The sequence below is a fragment of the Nocardia sp. NPDC003963 genome (genome assembly GCF_053605105.1).
Genome location: NZ_JBSGIP010000080.1, coordinates 1 through 16,880 on the forward strand (window position 1 = coordinate 1; position 16,880 = coordinate 16,880).

Consider the following 16,880-nt stretch of genomic DNA (forward strand, 5'->3'; position numbering starts at 1 on the left):
CGGGGTGGGGCCCTATCAACCCCGGTTCTTCACTCCTACGCTCAGTCGCTGCGCTCCTTCGCTTCGTCGCTCCAGAACCGGGGCGGGCCCCACCTTCGTTGCGGGCTCCGCCTTCGGCGTCGTGCCGGGCTCGGGCCCGTTGGCTCCGGTTCTCGACTCCGGTGCTCGGTCGCGGCGTCCCTTCGCACTGTCGCTCCAGAACCGGGGCGGCCCCGCCTGCGGATGTCGACGTTGCGGAGTAGATGGAAAATATGCGAGGACGTGCACTCCGACCACCTGGGTGGGTTCACGCTGCGCTGAGCCTCGATAGCGCCGATCCGGGAACGGCCGACGGCACACCGCTGTGTCGCCCCGGAACCCGGGCGGAGCCCGTCTGTCGTGTGGCGCCGCCTGCGGCGCCTCGTCCGGATCCTCGTGATCCCGGCTCGTAGCGGGGCCCGCCTGAATCGACGGCACCGCGGGCCGGGCCTGCCGACCCCGGCTGTCCGGGAACAAGACCGTGTCACCGGGCGTCGTTATGGTCGATGACAGGTTCAGGTGAAGGGGGGAGTATGAGCGGCGGCGCGCGTCCGGGATGGCTCCGCAGGCTGTGGTCGGAGTGCCGGCGCTATCGCGGCACGCTGGCCGGTATCACGCTGGCTCTGCTGGCCGGCGCGGCGGCCGAGATCATCGCACCCCTGCTCACCAAATGGGCGGTCGATTCGGCGACGAACGGCGCCACCCGGGTGATCGGTATCGTCGCCGGGCTGCTGGCCGCGCTCGCGGCGGGCCGGTTCGCCGCCTCGTTCGGGCGGCGGATGCTGGCCGGGAAGCTGTCCCTCGACGTACAGCACGGGCTGCGGTTGCAGCTGCTCGGATCGTTGCAGCGACTCGACGGTGCCGGGCAGGACGCGTTGCGCACCGGGCAGGTGGTGTCGCGTTCGATCACCGATCTGCAGTTGGTGCAGTCGCTGTTGGCGATGGCGCCGCTCTCGGGGATGTCGTTCCTGCAATTCGTGCTCGCCGCGGCGGTGATGCTGTGGCTGTCCCCGCCGCTGGCGGCGGTGGCGCTGCTGATGGTGCCCCTGGTGATCGTGGTGGTGTACCGGATGCGGCCCCGGTTGCACGCCGCGACCTGGTCGGCCCAGCAGCGGGCCGCCGAACTCGCCCAGCATGTCGAGGAGACGGTCACCGGGGTCCGGGTGGTGAAGGGGTTCGGGCAGGAAGCCCGGATGGTCGATGTACTCGAACAGCACGGGCGCCGGCTGTTCGCCGAACGGATGCGCGCGGCCGGGATCAACGCCCGCTTCTCCCCCACGCTGTCGGCGATCCCACAGGCCGGTCTGGTCGTGGTGATCGCGGTCGGCGGCTGGCTGGCGTTACACGGTCAGATCGGGCTCGGCACCTTCCTCGCGTTCAGTGCCTATGTCACCACCATGACCACCACGGCCCGCACCATGGCCTCGGTGATCATCATGGCCCAGCTCACCCGGGCCGCCGCCGAACGGGTCTACCAGGTGATCGACGCCGGCCCGGCGGTGGCCGATCCGCCCCGGCCGGTCCCGGTGCCGGACGGGCCGCTGGGTATCGAACTCGACGGGGTCACCTTCGGCTTCGATTCCGCGCAACCGGTACTGCGCGATCTCGACCTGCGGGTACGCCCCGGTGAGACAGTGGCGATCATCGGCCCGGCGGGGTCGGGCAAGACCACCCTGTCCCTGCTGCTGCCCCGGTTCTACGCGCCCGACGCCGGGCGGATCCGGCTCCTCGGCACCGATGACGCGCCCCCGGTGGATATCGCCGATGTATCGGCCGCGCACCTGCGAGCCGCGGTCGGTGTGGTCTTCGACGACCCGTTCCTGTTCAGCTCCAGTGTGGCGGCCAATATCGCGCTCGGCCGGCCCGATGCCACCACGGCCGAGATCCGGGACGCCGCGCGCCAGGCCGCCGCCGACGAGTTCATCGAACAGCTCCCGGACGGCTACGACACCGTGGTCGGCGAACGCGGTCTCACCCTGTCCGGCGGGCAGCGGCAGCGCATCGCGCTGGCCCGGGCACTGCTGGCCCGCCCCCGCATCCTGGTGCTCGACGACGCCACCTCCGCCGTGGACGCGGTGACCGAGGCCGCCATCTTCGGCGCCCTGCCCGATCAGGGCGCCCGCACCACGATCATCCTGGCCCACCGCGAATCCACCCTGGCCCACGCCGACCGGGTGATCCGCCTGCCCGAACCGGATACCGTCGCGGTCGCTGGGCCGGTGTACGTGGCCGACCGGCTCCCCGCGGCCGCCGCAACCGACCGATTCGCCCCCGTGGCCGACCTGAGCGCGACACCCGAACTGCGGCGCGCCATCGAACGCCTGCCCGCGGCCACCGAGCAACCACGACTCGACGAATCCCGGCTGCGCGAACCGGACCCGGGTTTCCGGCTGGGCCGGTTGCTGTGGCCGGTGCGGGCACTCGTCCTGGCCTCGGTGGCCCTGCTCGCGCTCGACGCGTTGATCGGGATAGGTTTCCCGCCGCTGGTGCGCCATGCGATCGACGCCGGTGTCACCGGCGCCCAGCCGTCCGCGCTCGTCTGGTCCGCGGTGCTCGGTACCGGACTGGTACTCGCCGGATGGGGAGTGGCCGCGGCGACCACACTGCTCACCTCCCGCACCGGCGAGCGGGTGCTGTTCGGATTGCGTATCCGCAGCTACGCCCACCTGCAACGACTCGGTCTGGACTACTACGAGCGCGAACTGTCCGGCCGGATCATGACCCGGATGACCACCGATGTGGACGCCCTGTCCACCTTCCTGCAGACCGGGGTGTCCACCGCGCTGGTGAGTGTGCTGTCGCTGGCGGGTATCGCCGTCGCGCTGGTCGTGATCGATCTCCGGCTGGCCCTGGTGGTACTGCTCGGTGTGCTGCCCCCGCTGATCATCGCCACGGTGGTGTTCCGGCGGGTCTCCTCGGTGGCCTACACCGTCTCCCGGGAGCGGGTCTCCACGGTCAACGCCGATTTCCAGGAGAACATCGCCGGATTGCGCGCGGTCCAGGCCAACCGGCACGAACAGCTGGCGGCGCACCGGTTCGCCGAGTACTCGGCGAAGTACCGGCGCAGCCGGATGCGCGCCCAGCGCGCCATCGCACTGTATTTCGCGTTCGTGGCGTCGTGGACCGATCTGGCGCTGGCTCTCGTGGTGTTCACCGGGGCGCACGCGGTGGCCACGGGCGGCACCAGCACCGGCACGCTGATCGCCTTCGTGCTCTACCTGGAACTGCTGTTCGGTCCGATCCAGCAGTTGTCCCAGGTCTTCGACGGCTACCAGCAGGCCCGCGTGGGTCTGCGCCGGATCGGCGAGCTGCTGCGCACACCGTCGTCCATCGGTGCGGATCCACCCGGTGCCGATCCGATCGCCGCGGGTCTGCGGGGCGATCTCGCCCTGGACTCGGTGCGCTTCCGCTACCCGGGTACCGAACGTCCCGCGCTCGACGATGTCGACCTGGCCGTCGCGCCCGGTGAATCGCTGGCCCTGGTCGGCGCGACCGGCGCCGGGAAGTCCACCATCGTCAAACTCCTCGCGCGGCTCTACGACCTGTCCGGAACCGATACCGGGGCGATCCGGGTGGACGGTGTCGATATCCGCGACTACCGCCTGGACCGCTACCGGTCCCGGCTCGGGATGGTGCCACAGGAAGCTCACCTCTTCACCGGCGATATCGCGAGCAACATTGCATTCGGGAAACCTTTCGCGACCGCGGCGGAGATCGAGGAGGCCGCGCGGGCGGTGGGCGCGCGGGAGATGATCACCGGGCTGCCGGGTGGGTTCCACCGGGCAGTGGGCGAACGCGGGCGCGGGCTCTCGGCGGGTCAGCGTCAGCTCATCGCGCTGGCCCGCGCCCAGCTGGTCGACCCCGATGTGTTGCTGCTCGACGAGGCGACCGCCACCCTCGACCCCGATACCGAGGAAAAGGTGCTGGCCGCGACCGGGTCGCTGGCTCGTAACCGCACGACTGTCGTCGTCGCGCATCGACTGGCGACCGCCGCGCGCGCCGATCGGATCGCCGTCGTGGAGCACGGCCGGATCGTGGAATCCGGTACACATGCCGAGCTCGTAGCGGCCGATGGGCACTATGCCCGCCTCTGGACAGCGGCCGGAAGTGGCGAAGGAATATTCTCGGTCGAGGACGAGTCGTCAACAATGAGGTCGGGATAGTCCGGTGGTCGGTGACGGAGTGGATGTGCGCGGGGGCATATCCTCGTCTGCAGGGCGTATCGGTACCCATCCACCGAGGCCCGGTGCCGGGCACGTCACAAACGTCGCAGCGCGAAGAACGGAATGAGGCGAACACCTGCTGTGAGCAGCTCAAAATCCCAGTTCGGTCAGAACCAGTGGCTGGTCGACGAGATGTATCAGAAGTTCAAACAGGATCCATCCTCGGTCGATGCCAGCTGGCACGAGTTCCTCGCCGACTACACCCCTGAGATCGCCGGTGATCCCGGTAACACCCAATCCGCTCCGGCAGCCCCGGCCCCGACCTCGGCCGTGAACTCCGCTCCGGCCCCGGTCCCCGCCGAGAGCGCGTCCGTGGCGTCGCGCGCCACCGCGCCCACCGCTCCGGCCCGCACCGCCGCCCCGGCGGCCGCGCCGAAGGAAGCCCCCAAGGCCACCGCCGCCGCGCGGACCACCGCGGCCGCCGCACAGCAGCGCGCCCCGCAGACGACTCCGGCCCCGTCTTCCAATGCCGCCCCCACGTCGGGTGCGCCGAAGCCGGCCCCCGCCGCGGACGAGAAGAAGGTGCTGCGCGGAGCGGCAGCCGCGGTCGCCAAGAACATGGCGGCGTCGCTGACCATCCCGACCGCCACCAGTGTGCGGGCCGTACCGGCCAAGCTGATGATCGACAACCGGCTGGTGATCAACAACCACCTCGCCCGCACCCGGGGCGGCAAGATCTCCTTCACCCATCTGCTCGGCTACGCGATCGTGCAGGCGGTGAAGGCGTTCCCGAACATGAACCGGCATTTCGCCGAGGTCGACGGTAAGCCGAACGCGGTCACCCCCGCGCACACCAACCTCGGCCTGGCCATCGACCTGCCCGGTAAGGACGGCAGCCGGTCCCTGGTGGTCGCGGCGATCAAGGGCACCGAGGATATGACCTTCGGTCAGTTCCACACCGCCTACGAGGACATCGTCCGCCGGGCCCGGGACGGCAAACTGACCGCAGAGGACTTCAGCGGGGTCACCATCTCGCTGACCAATCCGGGCACCATCGGCACCGTGCACTCCGTACCGCGGCTGATGCAGGGGCAGGGCGCGATCATCGGCGCCGGCGCCATGGAGTACCCGGCCGAATTCCAGGGTATGAGCGACGAGCGGATCGCCGATATCGGTATCGGCAAGCTCATGACGCTGACCTCCACCTACGATCACCGCATCATCCAGGGCGCGGAGTCCGGTGACTTCCTGCGCACCGTGCACAAACTGCTGATCGCCGACGAGTTCTACGACGAGATCTTCCACGGTCTGGGCGTGCCGTACGAGCCGATCCGCTGGCGCAAGGACATCAAGGAACGCGGCGTCGACAAGAGCACCCGGGTGCTGGAGATGATCGCCGCCTACCGCAACCGCGGCCATCTGATGGCCGATACCGATCCGCTGCGCCTGGTCAAGGACAAGTTCCGCAGCCATCCGGACCTGGACGTCATCCAGCACGGCCTCACCCTGTGGGATCTGGACCGCGAATTCAACGTGGGCGGCTTCCACGGTGAAGAGCGGATGAAGCTGCGCGATGTGCTGTCGGTACTGCGCGATTCCTACTGTCGCCACGTCGGTGTGGAGTACACCCACATCCTCGAGGAAGATCAGCTGCAGTGGATGCAGGACCGGGTCGAGCAGAAGCACGTCAAGCCGACCGTCGCCCAGCAGAAGTACATCCTGAACCGGCTGAACGCCGCGGAGGCCTTCGAGACCTTCCTGCAGACCAAATACGTCGGCCAGAAGCGCTTCTCGCTGGAAGGTGCCGAAACCGTCATCCCGATGATGGACGCCGTGATCGACCAGTGCGCCGAATACGCGCTGGACGAGGTGATCATCGGTATGCCGCACCGCGGCCGGCTCAATGTGCTGGCCAATATCGTGGGCAAGCCCTACTCGAAGATCTTCACCGAGTTCGAGGGCAATATGAACCCGGCCGCCACCCACGGCTCCGGCGATGTGAAGTACCACCTCGGCGCGCGCGGTAACTACCTGCAGATGTTCGGCGACAACGAGATCGAGGTCTCGCTCACCGCGAACCCGTCGCATCTGGAAGCGGTCGACCCGGTGCTCGAGGGTCTGGCGCGCGCCAAGCAGGACCTGCTGGACAAGGGCGACGGCCCGGAGGGCTTCTCCGTCGTACCGCTGATGCTGCACGGTGACGCCGCGTTCGCCGGGCAGGGTGTAGTGGCCGAGACCCTGAACCTGTCGGGACTCCGTGGTTACCGCGTGGGCGGCACCATCCACATCGTGGTGAACAACCAGATCGGTTTCACCACGGCCCCGGAGAACAGCCGGTCCACCGAGTACTCCACCGATATCGCCAAGTTCATCGGTGCCCCGATCTTCCACGTCAACGGCGACGACCCGGAGGCGTGCGACTGGGTGGCCCGCCTGGCGGTCGATTTCCGGCAGAAGTTCCGCAAGGACGTGGTCATCGACCTGATCTGCTACCGCCGTCGCGGTCACAACGAGGGCGACGACCCGTCGATGACCCAGCCGTACATGTACGACGTCATCGACACCAAGCGCAGCGTCCGCAAGAGCTACACCGAGAGCCTGATCGGCCGTGGCGATATCTCGCTGAAAGAGGCCGAGGACGCGCTGCGCGACTACCAGGGCCAGTTGGAGCGGGTCTTCAACGAGGTGCGGGAGCTGGAGAAGTACGCGCAGAGCCCGAGCGAATCGGTGGAGGACGATCAGCAGATCCCGTCCACCGTGCTCACCGCGGTCGACAAATCGGTACTGCAGCGGATCGGCGACGCGTTCCTGAACGTGCCCGACGGGTTCAATGTGCATCCGCGCGTGCAGCCCGTGCTGGAGAAGCGCCGCGAAATGGCCTACGAGGGCAAGGTCGACTGGGCCTTCGCCGAGTTGCTGGCCTTCGGCACCCTGATCGACGAGGGTCGCGCGGTCCGGCTGACCGGACAGGATTCGCGCCGCGGTACCTTCACCCAGCGTCATTCGGTGATCATCGACCGCAAGACCGCGGCCGAGTACACCCCGCTGCACAACATCAACAGCGCCAACCCCGGCTGGTTCGCGGTGCACGATTCGGCACTGAGCGAGTACGCCGCCGTCGGCTTCGAATACGGCTATTCGCTGGGCAACCCGGACGCGCTGGTGCTGTGGGAGGCGCAGTTCGGTGACTTCGTCAACGGCGCCCAGTCGATCATCGACGAGTTCATCTCCTCCGGTGAGGCCAAATGGGGCCAGCTCTCCGAGGTCGTACTGCTGCTGCCGCACGGGCACGAAGGTCAGGGACCGGACCACACCTCCGGCCGTATCGAACGCTTCCTGCAGCTGTGCGCGGAGGGTTCGATGACGGTGGCGGTGCCGTCCACCCCGGCCAACTACTTCCACCTGCTGCGCCGGCACGCGCTGGACGGTATCCGCCGTCCGCTGATCGTCTTCACCCCGAAGTCGATGCTGCGCAACAAGGCCGTGGTCAGCGATCTGAAGGATTTCACCGAGAGCAAATTCCGCTCGGTGTTCGACGAGCCCACCTACGAACAGGGCATCGGCGATCGCGGTGCGGTCAAGCGCATCCTGATGACCAGCGGCAAGCTCTACTACGAACTGGCTGCCGCGAAGGCCAAACGCAAGCGTGACGATGTGGCGATCGTCCGGGTCGAGCAGCTCTACCCGCTGCCCAAGTTCCGGTTGAACGAGGCCCTGGAGCGGTACTCCAATGCCACCGAGATCGCCTGGGTCCAGGAGGAACCGGCGAACCAGGGTGCCTGGCCGTTCTTCGGCCTGAACCTGCCGGAGCTGCTGCCGGAGCGGCTGGGCCGCCTGCGCCGTATCTCGCGCCGCGCCATGTCGGCCCCGTCCTCGGGTTCGAGCAAGGTGCACGCCGTGGAGCAGGCCGAGATCATCGAAGAGGCCTTCGCGCCGACGGAGTGATTTCCGGTAGACCGTCCGACGCCGGGCGTGAACCCTTCCCCGGAAGGGTTCACGCCCGGCGTCATTCGTTTCGGCCGGCGCTCCACAGCCGCAGTTTCTCCGGGTTCCGGATCGCCCAGATCCGGGTGATCCGGCCGTCGGCGATATCGAAGGCGTAGACCGAGACGACGCTGTCGCCGAGTTTCCCGACCAGGCCCGGCTGGCCGTTCACCGTGCGTTGCAGCAGGGTCACCGCGGGGCCGTGGGTGGCGATCTCCATCCAGGTGCGGGCGATCCGTTCGCCGCCATCGATCGGTTCGAGGAAGGCCGAGGCCAGGCCGCCGCCGTCGGCTGTCGCGATCGCCTGCGGATCGAGGAGGCCGATCAGGGCCTCGATATCCTTCGTCTCCCAGGCCTGTTTGAATGCCCGGACAACCTCGGCGCGCTCGGCGCTCGACGGGCTCCTCGAAGTGTCGATGCGGCGCCGCGCACTCGAGGCCAGCTGGCGGCAGGCCGCCGGGGTGCGCCCGACGATCTCGGCGATCTCGGCGAACGGATACCGGAAGACGTCGTGCAGGACGAACGCCACCCGCTCGGCCGGGGTCATCGAATCCAGCACCACGAGAAAAGCCATGCTGATCGACTCGTCCAGGGTGACCCGGTCGGCGGGATCGACGGGTGCGGAGCCCGCCGGCCATTCGGACCGGCCCGGTATCGGCTCCGGAAGCCATCTGCCGACATATCGCTCCCGGCGGGCGCGCGCCGATCCCAGCAGATCGAGACAGATCCGGCCCGCGACTGTCGTGAACCACGCTCCGGGTGCCACCACTTCCTGTCGTTGCGGTTCGGACATGGCGTACCAGCGCGCATAGGTCTCCTGCACCACATCCTCGGCTTCGGCCAGGGAGCCCAGCAGCCGGTAGGCGAGATCGATCAGCTGACGGCGTTCGCTGATCACCGCGGGCAGGTGCGGGTCGGTCATGGTCGGCTCCTCCGGTCTGTACGTCTCTTACCTGATTCGACGGATCAGCGGGCCGCAATGTGAGGCAGGCGGAGTGTCTCGACACCCCGGCCCGCTGATCGAGAGTTCGCGTGGACCCACACCCGATCCGGTTGCTCTCGTCCGAGCGATGCGGCCCGGTGCGACACCGCGTTCCTACCGATGGGAAAGGGCGCTTCTCCAGCCGAAACATTCAGCGTTAGAGTCCTTTACATTCCTAGCGTGATCGCTGCGGAACAGGACCGTTCCCGGTGGAACGAGTTCGCTCGGCGATGGCGCCGGTGGAACATCGCACGAGCCAGGAGACGCTGATCCGATCCCGCACCTTGTCGGCAGAATCGATATCTCGAACCGCTCGCGCCCGCACCGATATCATCCGCTGCCCGATCGTCGAGGTCCGGACGACACGCTCTCGCCCACGTCGATCGCTTCGGAGACCGCTGCGCGAGCGAATCCACCCCGGATTCCATCCGGTTTCGACGAGAGTCGACCACCGGCTCCCCGATATCGCTGCCTGACCTGCCGACCACAGCAACCGTAGGACCGGCAGAATCGCCGCGAGAATGCTGGAGGTCGCCAAGAACCTCGCAGACCTGATCGCCGCGCGAGCGGCGCCGCGCATCAGCGAAACACAACACGAATACCCGAACAGAATCCGCGGCGCACTCGACGGGACCCGACGCGCCGAACAACAATCCACAACCGGAGTCGACAACCTCGGGCACCGGGGACGCGACACCGACGCGACAAGTTCGGCAGATCAGGGTGTGACACCTCGTTCCGACCTCGACGGCAGAGCTCGCCCGGACAATCGCGAACGATACGAAATATCCGAGGACGAGGCGCGGGAGCTTCTCGAGCAGGTCCGGGATCGGACAGCGGATGACGCGGCAACCGGGAACCAGATATTCCGTATCGATACGACCGCGGGCCCGGCAGTGCTCCGACGAGGATTGGGCCGACCGATCGTCACGATGCTGAAGAAGTGGATGCCGGAGAACGATGCCGTCGACTACGCCTGCGAGCGCGGCGTACGAACGCCCAGGATCCTGTATGCGGGGACGGACCCGTCGACCGGACGGCCGTTCACGCTCATGCCGTACGTGCCGGGTGAGACGCGCGACTGGGACGATCCCGAGCTGATGAATTACCTGCCCGATCTACTGGATCAGGTGCACCTGCTGTCCTCGCGCCCGCTCCCGGCGGGAACGGCCATGGATATTCCCACGTGGCAGCGGCAGATGATCCAGTACGCGGACGAGGCTTATCACGATCTGCCGCCGGTCGCACAGGCCAGGTCGGAACAACTCGGACTCGGGCCGCTGTCGGACTACGTCCAGCCCGATATGAGCCGCTCGGGTGAGCCCGCGGTCTTCGCGCACAACGATCTCTATTGGGGGAATCTCCGGCTCGACGATCAAGGAAAACTGTGGATCCTCGACTGGGAGAACGCCGGACCCGGTGACCCGATCTACAACGCACAGTTCTTCCTGCATCGGATCGGCCCGGCATTCGACGATGCCACCCGCACGCAGATCGCCGATCAGTGGCTGGATCGGGTGCTGCCGCCGAACTCGTCGATCGATACCGCGGGTGCTCTCGATATGTACCGCTCGATGCAGGACTGGAGAGGAGTGGTGCAGTGCACCCAGACGATGCCCGAGCGTGTGGCCGCCGACCCGGAGGGCTTCGAGGGCTGGGTCGACTGGTATCACGAGCGATTCGCTCGGAATCCGAGCTGGCCCGACAGATCGAAGGACGAACTGCGCTCGATACTCGGCCAGTGGGTCGGATGAGCCGGGATACGACGTCGACCGTTAGTGCGCTCCCGTGTGTAGGTCTTCCGCACCACAGGCCGGGAAACCCGGCAGCCACGCGATCGATCGGTTGACGACGTTCGTTGATCGTCATCGGCAGATGCGGATCGGTCATGGGCTCCTCCGTTTCGCGCGTAGCTACCGGATTCGGTAGATCGGCTGCCCAGGAGTGTGAGCGACGCGAGCCGTTCAGATGCGCGCCGGTGGGCGAACGCCGGGCGGGTGCGGCCTGACATTCCGGAGGGCTGTGTCGTCGGAAGGTCGTGACGCATTCAGCAGAGCAGGAGAACCCGCAATGACCAGAATCGGCATCATCCTCGGCAGTACCCGGCCCAACCGGAAAGGCCCGCAGGTCGCGCAGTGGGTGCTGGACTCGGCAGCGCGGCGCGGCGATGCCGAGTTCGAACTCATCGACCTGCGCGACCACCCGCTCCCTCATCTGGACGAAGCCGTGCCGCCGATGTTCGGGCCGTCGGTGCATGCCCACACCCGGGCCTGGGCCGAGCGGATCGCCCCGTTCGACGGTTTCGTGCTGGTGACGCCGGAGTACAACGGCGGGGCCCCCGGGGTACTGAAGAACGCCATCGACCATCTGTTCGCGGAGTGGACCGACAAGGCGATCGGTTTCGTCTCCTACGGCGCGGGCGGCGGCACCCGCGCGGTAGTGCAGCTGCGGACGGTGTGCAGCACGCTGGGGATGGCGGACGTGAGTCATCAGGTGGTGATCTCGGTACTCACCGATTTCGAGAACCACACCACCTTCACACCACGCGATCACCATGCCGCCGCCCTGACCTCGCTGCTGGACAAGGTCGTCGCCTGGAGCACCGCCCTGGCCCCGCTGCGCGGGCCCACCATCGATACCCCGCCCGTCGATACCGAAGGAACCGATCGTGACGACACCGCACAACTCTCGGTCTCATACTGACCTCTCGGCCGACGAGGCCGATCTCCGCCGCCAGATCGACAAGGCAGCCGAAGGACTCCGCACGAGGGATCTCGACGCCCTGCGCCGGCTCTACACGACCGATGTCGTGTCCTTCGATGTCGAACCGCCGCTCCAGCATGTCGGGATAGCGGCGAAACTGGAGAACTGGGCGAAAGTGTTCCTGTTCTTCGAGAGCGTGACCTACGAGATTCGCGATCTGACCTTCACCGTGGGCGGCGACGTGGCCTTCGGACACGGTTTCGCCCGGCTCAGCGGCACCCTGAAGAACGGGGAGGCGACGAACGGTATGTGGGTCCGGGTCACCTACGGCATGCGCAAGATCGACGGCACCTGGTTGATCACGCACGACCAGGTTTCGGTGCCTTTCGATATGGCGAGCGGCGCGGGCGTGGTCGACCTCCAGCCCTGAACGATAGCGGGACGGTGTCGAGGACCCGCCGTTGCGCGCCCTCGACACCGCCCGTGTTCCCTGAATCGGAACCATTGTCACCCCGCGGCCGCCGGGGAGGCCGATCCGTTCTCACCGGGAAGTCTGTCGAGGAATCCGTTTTCGGCAGTGGGCTTCGGTCGCTCGCTGTCACAGTCGCGCAGACCGATCGATGGGCATACGCCTGGATGAAAGTCCAATTCTTTGCGTGGTCGCCCGATGACTGCCCGGGGATCTCGGACGGAATGGGATTTCGCCGATCCCGGTGATGGAGGACGGTTACGGTTGTCACTGTGGGTCGGATCGACTCCGGCACAGGGGGTATCCCGCCTTTCCGAATGGCGCTGCCGCCGGAGGGATAGGACAAGCCCCATATATCGTTGCAGCGGAGAGTGTCTGGGCGTGACAGGCGAGATCGAACTGTGGCAGACCGGACGTCTCGTCGTGGATCGGATGACCCGGTGATCGTTCCGGAGAAGGTCATCACCCTGCCGTTGCACAACGATCACGGCGAAGTTGTCGGCGTGCGGATCCGAAGCTGGTCGAGTCGGTCGCCCGACACCTGTACGAGGAGACCGATCTGCGCAGCCCGGTACGGCGGCGTCGCCCATCCCACCACCAGGGTCGAACTGTCGAGCCGAGGCTTCCCCATGCCGTATCCGGAATTGGAGACTCGCGTCACCTTGCAGCCGAACCGCCCGCCGACATCGGAGTACCACGAATACCAATCGGACTGACCGCACGGAACCTGATCCGTGGTCACCGGCACCGCACCGATACCGATACCGATACCGATACCGACGTATTCGCTCCGACCCGGGTCGGCCGCACCCCTGGCCGGAACCCGGCGGGTGTACTTGGATGAGCTGATGTTGCTCGACCTCCAGCTGGACGCGCGCCCGGACCGCAGCGTCGAACGCGCCCGCACCCTCGTAGACGCCGGTGCGGCCGGGCTGTTCACCTTCGAAGGGCCACACGATGTGCTGCTGCCCTTGGCCGCGGTCGCCGGCCGGGTGGACACCGACCTGATGACCAATGTCGCGATCGCCATGCCGCGCAGCCCGATGCATCTGGCCCATGCGGCCTGGGATCTGCAGCTGATGTCGGGTGGGCGTTTCCGGCTCGGGCTCGGTTCCCAGATCCGGCCGCATATCGAGAAACGCTACGGTGCCACCTGGTCACCACCGGCGGCTCGGATGCGCGAGATCGTCCTCGCCGTGCGGGCGATCCTGACCTCGTGGCAGGACGGCACCCCATTGGATTTCCGGGGCGAGCACACCCGGCACACCCTCATGCCGAGCACCTTCGTCCCAGGTCCCAATCCGTACGGTCCCCCACCGGTACTGCTCGGCGCGCTCGGACCGTTGATGACCCGCACAGCCGCGGAGGTCGCGGACGGGCTGTTGGTGATGCCTTTCCACAGCCACCGCCATTTCCGGGAGCGGACGCTACCCGCCGTGGCGGAAGGTATGCGACGGGCCGGCCGCACCGAGTTCCCGCTCTATCCGCAGGTGATCGTCGCCATGGGCCGTTCGGCGGAAGAGCTGTCCGCGGCCTCCGTCGGCGTACGCGGCCTGCTGGCCTTCTACAGTTCGACCCCGGCGTACCGGCCGGTGCTCGAGGTGGAGGGCTGGGGACAGCTGCAACCGGAACTCAACGTGCTCTCCAAATCCGGCGACATCATGACCATGTTCGACCGGATCTCCGATCCCATGGTCGACACCCTCGCGGTCCGTGGCACTCCGGAAGACTGCGCCGCCGAGATCATCCGCCGCTTCGGCGATTTCGCGGACCGGGTGTGCTGCTACTTCCCCGGCTACGACCCACCTGTCGACCAGATCGCCGCCCTGGCCGGCGCACTGCGGCGATAACCCCGCAGGTAGCCGATCTCATTACCTCCGGGGTAATCGTCCTGCCGACACGGCTCGGTCATGATCGGTACACCGGACAGACCGAGAGGACGACACCATGACCGCCTACGTCATCGCCCACCTGCAAGCGGCCGATCCGCACCCCGAGATCGCCGAGTACATCGAACGCATCCCGAGCACCTTCGCACCGTTCGGCGGAAAGTTCCTCGTGCACGCCGCGCAGCACGAGGTGAAAGAAGGCGACTGGCCCGGATTCGTCGTGGTGATCGGGTTCCCCGGGATGGACGAGGCACGGGCCTGGTGGGATTCGCCCGCCTACCGGGAGATCGCGCCGCTGCGGTCACGGCATATCGACGGCGACATAATCCTGGTCGACGGGGTCGGCGCCGACTACGACCCGGCCACCACCGCGGCGGCCATGCGGGAACGCATATCCGCCGAGTAGCACCGGACTACAGGCACAAGACCGCCTTCGACACGCGGACACCCGGACCGGGAACCCGGAACTTCGGTGAAAATCGGCGCGCCACTGCCGAACTGCGAGTATGCCTGGTCTCCGATTCGAAGCTCTCATCCGGCGGAAGGGGACGGTTATGACCGATCGGGACAGCAGTATCACCAGGCGGCAGCTGGGCCGGTATCTGCGTGAAGCGCGCGAAGCGGTGGGTCTGACGATGGCGGATGCGGCGGCGCTCATGGAGTGGGGCAAGAGCAGCCTGCAACGAATCGAGACCGGGCAGAACCAGAAGATACGAATCCGCGATCTCGACGGATTGATCGAGATCTACGAGATCGACGAGGTGAAGGCAGCAGGGTTGCGAGGACTGGCCCAGCAGGCAGCTGAGAAGTCGTGGTGGCACGAGTACGGCGGCGTCATTCCGGACAACTTCAGCATCTATATGGGGATGGAGTCCGGCGCTCGCCGACTCGTCAGTTACCAACCCGACCTGGTACCCGGACTGCTCCAGACCCGTGAGTACGCCCGCGTACTCATCCGCAACGCATTCCCGCACGAGACCGAGGAGGAGATCACCGATCGAATCGAACCTCGTATCCTTCGCCAGAGACTGATCACCCGTCGAACACGACCTGTTCGCCTGGATGTGATTCTGTGTGAAGCAGCTCTGTGTCGAGTTATCGGTGACCACAAGACGATGGCAGCCCAGCTCATGCACCTAGCGGACGCCGGCACACAGCCCAATGTGACGATTCATCTGCTGCCTTTCGCTGCCGGGATGCCGACCGGCGATCAGGTCGGACCGTTCGTGGTCCTGGAGTTCGATGTGGACAGCCACGGCAACTCGGTCGAACCGACCATCGTCTACGCCGAGAACTACACCAGCGATATGTACTCCGAAAAGCTGGGTATCGTCGAGCGGTACAAGCGAGCTTTCGCAACCCTCGACAAGGTGGCACTGGACGAGACCGCCACCCGAATGGTGTTGCGGAACAAGGCAAGGGAGTACCGATCGTGAACGTGGACCTATCCGGGGCCGAGTGGTTCAAGAGCAGTCGCAGCGGCGGAGCCAAGGAGTGCGTGGAGGTCGCGTTTCTCGACGGTGGGCACGTCGGTGTCCGCGATTCCAAGAACCCCACCGGCCCGGCTCTCGTTTTCACTGCCGCCGAATGGGATGTCTTCACCGGTAGCACCTCCGACCCCGGTTCCCGTCGCGGCTGGTTGGACCGGGGCGAAGTATCCCGCCGCCCGGAGGAATACCTCACGCAGCATCCGAGACCGGTTCGGGGAAACAGCACCTAGGATCGGCCGTATGGCGGATGAGGCTGCTCGTCTGGTGGTGTTCGCCGGCCTACCGGGATGTGGAAAGACCACCTTGGCCCGCGCGCTGGCAGACGAGCTCGGGGCAACGTTCCTGCGCATAGATACCTTCGAGGCGGCCATCGTATCGACACTGCTGCCGTTCGAGGACAATCCGGTCGGTTACGTCGCGGCGGCCTGGGTGGCCGAAGACCAGCTGGTGGGCGGCCGCCCCGTGGTCGTCGACGCCTGCAACAACGTGCCGGCGGCCCGGACGATATGGACCGATCTGGCCCGCGAATCGGGAGCTCGGCTGCACTGGGTCGAGGTGATCTGCTCGGATACAGTCGAACATCGCCGCCGAGTGGAGGCGCGCGAACCCGATCGGCCGGGTCAGGGCAACCCGACCTGGGCGCAGGTACGAGCGCGGCGCTGGGAACCGTTCACCGAGGCCCGGATTCTGATCGACAACAGGGGAACCGCGGCAGCGCATGTGGCCACGATCCGCGCCGCACTGTCGTGAACCGAGCGAGCCTCCGCGAAGCGAGTGGTGCTGTTGTCCGCGCGGATATGTACTCCGGTGGACCCGCCGGTCCGCACCACCGGGGCGACCGGTCGGACGAGGTCCCGGCGCCGCCGCTCGGCACCGAGCCGAGGCGCGCACCGCGGGCCGGTGCGCGGCTCGGCCGGCGCGCTCAGCTCGTGAGCTCGTCGATGGAGGCGGATTCGTCCCGGGACAGGGTGATCCCGAGATTCGTGGCCCGGCGCTCGAGTTCGTCGTCGTCGCCGTGGTCCAGTCCGACAGCCCGACCGTCGGCCGAGAGCACCTCCACGTTGAGGCACAGGGACTGGAGTTCCTCGAGCAGAACCTTGAACGATTCCGGGATGCCGGGCTCCGGAATGTTCTCGCCCTTGACGATCGCCTCGTAGACCTTCACTCGACCCACGACATCGT

Annotated in this window: 11 protein-coding genes and 1 pseudogene; 10 read left to right on the forward strand and 2 right to left on the reverse strand. The window is 66.9% G+C overall.

The window, feature by feature from the left end:
* The first annotated feature begins 551 nt into the window (after positions 1–551).
* Positions 552–4,181, forward strand: a complete 3,630-nt coding sequence (locus ACWEWT_RS37500; protein WP_452565658.1) for an ABC transporter ATP-binding protein — start codon at positions 552–554, stop codon at positions 4,179–4,181.
* A 123-nt stretch (positions 4,182–4,304) separates the two neighbouring features.
* Positions 4,305–8,126, forward strand: a complete 3,822-nt coding sequence (locus tag ACWEWT_RS37505) for a multifunctional oxoglutarate decarboxylase/oxoglutarate dehydrogenase thiamine pyrophosphate-binding subunit/dihydrolipoyllysine-residue succinyltransferase subunit (RefSeq protein WP_452565659.1) — start codon at positions 4,305–4,307, stop codon at positions 8,124–8,126.
* Between the two features lie 61 nt (positions 8,127–8,187).
* On the opposite strand, the gene sigJ is transcribed toward ACWEWT_RS37505, so the two are convergent.
* Complete coding sequence (gene sigJ / locus ACWEWT_RS37510) at positions 8,188–9,087, reverse strand: RNA polymerase sigma factor SigJ (protein ID WP_452565660.1); 900 nt, start codon at positions 9,085–9,087, stop codon at positions 8,188–8,190.
* A gap of 581 nt (positions 9,088–9,668) precedes the next feature.
* Here sigJ and ACWEWT_RS37515 point away from each other — a divergent pair.
* The 8 genes and pseudogenes from ACWEWT_RS37515 to ACWEWT_RS37550 all read left to right on the forward strand — a co-directional run bounded on the left by ACWEWT_RS37515 (position 9,669) and on the right by ACWEWT_RS37550 (position 16,448).
* The gene (locus ACWEWT_RS37515) at positions 9,669–10,901 is read left to right on the forward strand and encodes an aminoglycoside phosphotransferase family protein (RefSeq protein ID WP_452565661.1); all 1,233 of its coding nucleotides are present in this window, start codon (positions 9,669–9,671) and stop codon (positions 10,899–10,901) included.
* Positions 10,902–11,217: 316 nt separating this feature from the next.
* Positions 11,218–11,850: an NADPH-dependent FMN reductase gene (locus tag ACWEWT_RS37520; RefSeq protein ID WP_452565662.1), complete on the forward strand. Its 633-nt coding sequence runs from the start codon at positions 11,218–11,220 to the stop codon at positions 11,848–11,850.
* Positions 11,816–12,280: a YybH family protein gene (locus ACWEWT_RS37525; RefSeq protein ID WP_452565663.1), complete on the forward strand. Its 465-nt coding sequence runs from the start codon at positions 11,816–11,818 to the stop codon at positions 12,278–12,280. The genes ACWEWT_RS37520 and ACWEWT_RS37525 overlap by 35 nt, the downstream gene beginning before the upstream one ends.
* An 887-nt stretch (positions 12,281–13,167) precedes the next feature.
* On the forward strand, positions 13,168–14,169 hold the full coding sequence (locus ACWEWT_RS37530; protein ID WP_452565664.1) for a TIGR03617 family F420-dependent LLM class oxidoreductase: 1,002 nt from the start codon (positions 13,168–13,170) through the stop codon (positions 14,167–14,169).
* Between the two features lie 97 nt (positions 14,170–14,266).
* Positions 14,267–14,614: a DUF1330 domain-containing protein gene (locus tag ACWEWT_RS37535; RefSeq protein ID WP_452565665.1), complete on the forward strand. Its 348-nt coding sequence runs from the start codon at positions 14,267–14,269 to the stop codon at positions 14,612–14,614.
* 148 nt (positions 14,615–14,762) lie between these two features.
* Entirely contained in the window at positions 14,763–15,644 is an 882-nt protein-coding gene (locus ACWEWT_RS37540) for a helix-turn-helix domain-containing protein (RefSeq protein ID WP_452565666.1), read from the forward strand.
* Positions 15,641–15,817 (forward strand): annotated as a pseudogene (locus tag ACWEWT_RS37545) (DUF397 domain-containing protein); the annotation flags it as partial. The gene ACWEWT_RS37540 and the pseudogene ACWEWT_RS37545, both read left to right, overlap by 4 nt.
* Before the next feature lie 121 nt (positions 15,818–15,938).
* Positions 15,939–16,448, forward strand: a complete 510-nt coding sequence (locus tag ACWEWT_RS37550; protein ID WP_452565667.1) for an AAA family ATPase — start codon at positions 15,939–15,941, stop codon at positions 16,446–16,448.
* Between the two features lie 172 nt (positions 16,449–16,620).
* Here the strand turns inward: ACWEWT_RS37550 and ACWEWT_RS37555 are convergent.
* Positions 16,621–16,880 (reverse strand): DNA-directed RNA polymerase subunit beta (locus ACWEWT_RS37555; protein WP_452565668.1); only part of this gene is annotated, 260 nt, incomplete at its 5' end.

What these genes read in the sequence shown, in the direction of transcription:
- ACWEWT_RS37500 (WP_452565658.1), top strand. Translation starts at nt 552, where the DNA reads ATGAGCGGCGGCGCGCGTCCGGGATGGCTCCGCAGGCTGTGGTCGGAG.
- ACWEWT_RS37505 (WP_452565659.1), top strand. Translation starts at nt 4,305, where the DNA reads ATGAGGCGAACACCTGCTGTGAGCAGCTCAAAATCCCAGTTCGGTCAG.
- sigJ (WP_452565660.1), bottom strand. Translation starts at nt 9,087, where the DNA reads ATGACCGACCCGCACCTGCCCGCGGTGATCAGCGAACGCCGTCAGCTG.
- ACWEWT_RS37515 (WP_452565661.1), top strand. Translation starts at nt 9,669, where the DNA reads ATGCTGGAGGTCGCCAAGAACCTCGCAGACCTGATCGCCGCGCGAGCG.
- ACWEWT_RS37520 (WP_452565662.1), top strand. Translation starts at nt 11,218, where the DNA reads ATGACCAGAATCGGCATCATCCTCGGCAGTACCCGGCCCAACCGGAAA.
- ACWEWT_RS37530 (WP_452565664.1), top strand. Translation starts at nt 13,168, where the DNA reads ATGTTGCTCGACCTCCAGCTGGACGCGCGCCCGGACCGCAGCGTCGAA.
- ACWEWT_RS37535 (WP_452565665.1), top strand. Translation starts at nt 14,267, where the DNA reads ATGACCGCCTACGTCATCGCCCACCTGCAAGCGGCCGATCCGCACCCC.
- ACWEWT_RS37540 (WP_452565666.1), top strand. Translation starts at nt 14,763, where the DNA reads ATGACCGATCGGGACAGCAGTATCACCAGGCGGCAGCTGGGCCGGTAT.
- ACWEWT_RS37550 (WP_452565667.1), top strand. Translation starts at nt 15,939, where the DNA reads ATGGCGGATGAGGCTGCTCGTCTGGTGGTGTTCGCCGGCCTACCGGGA.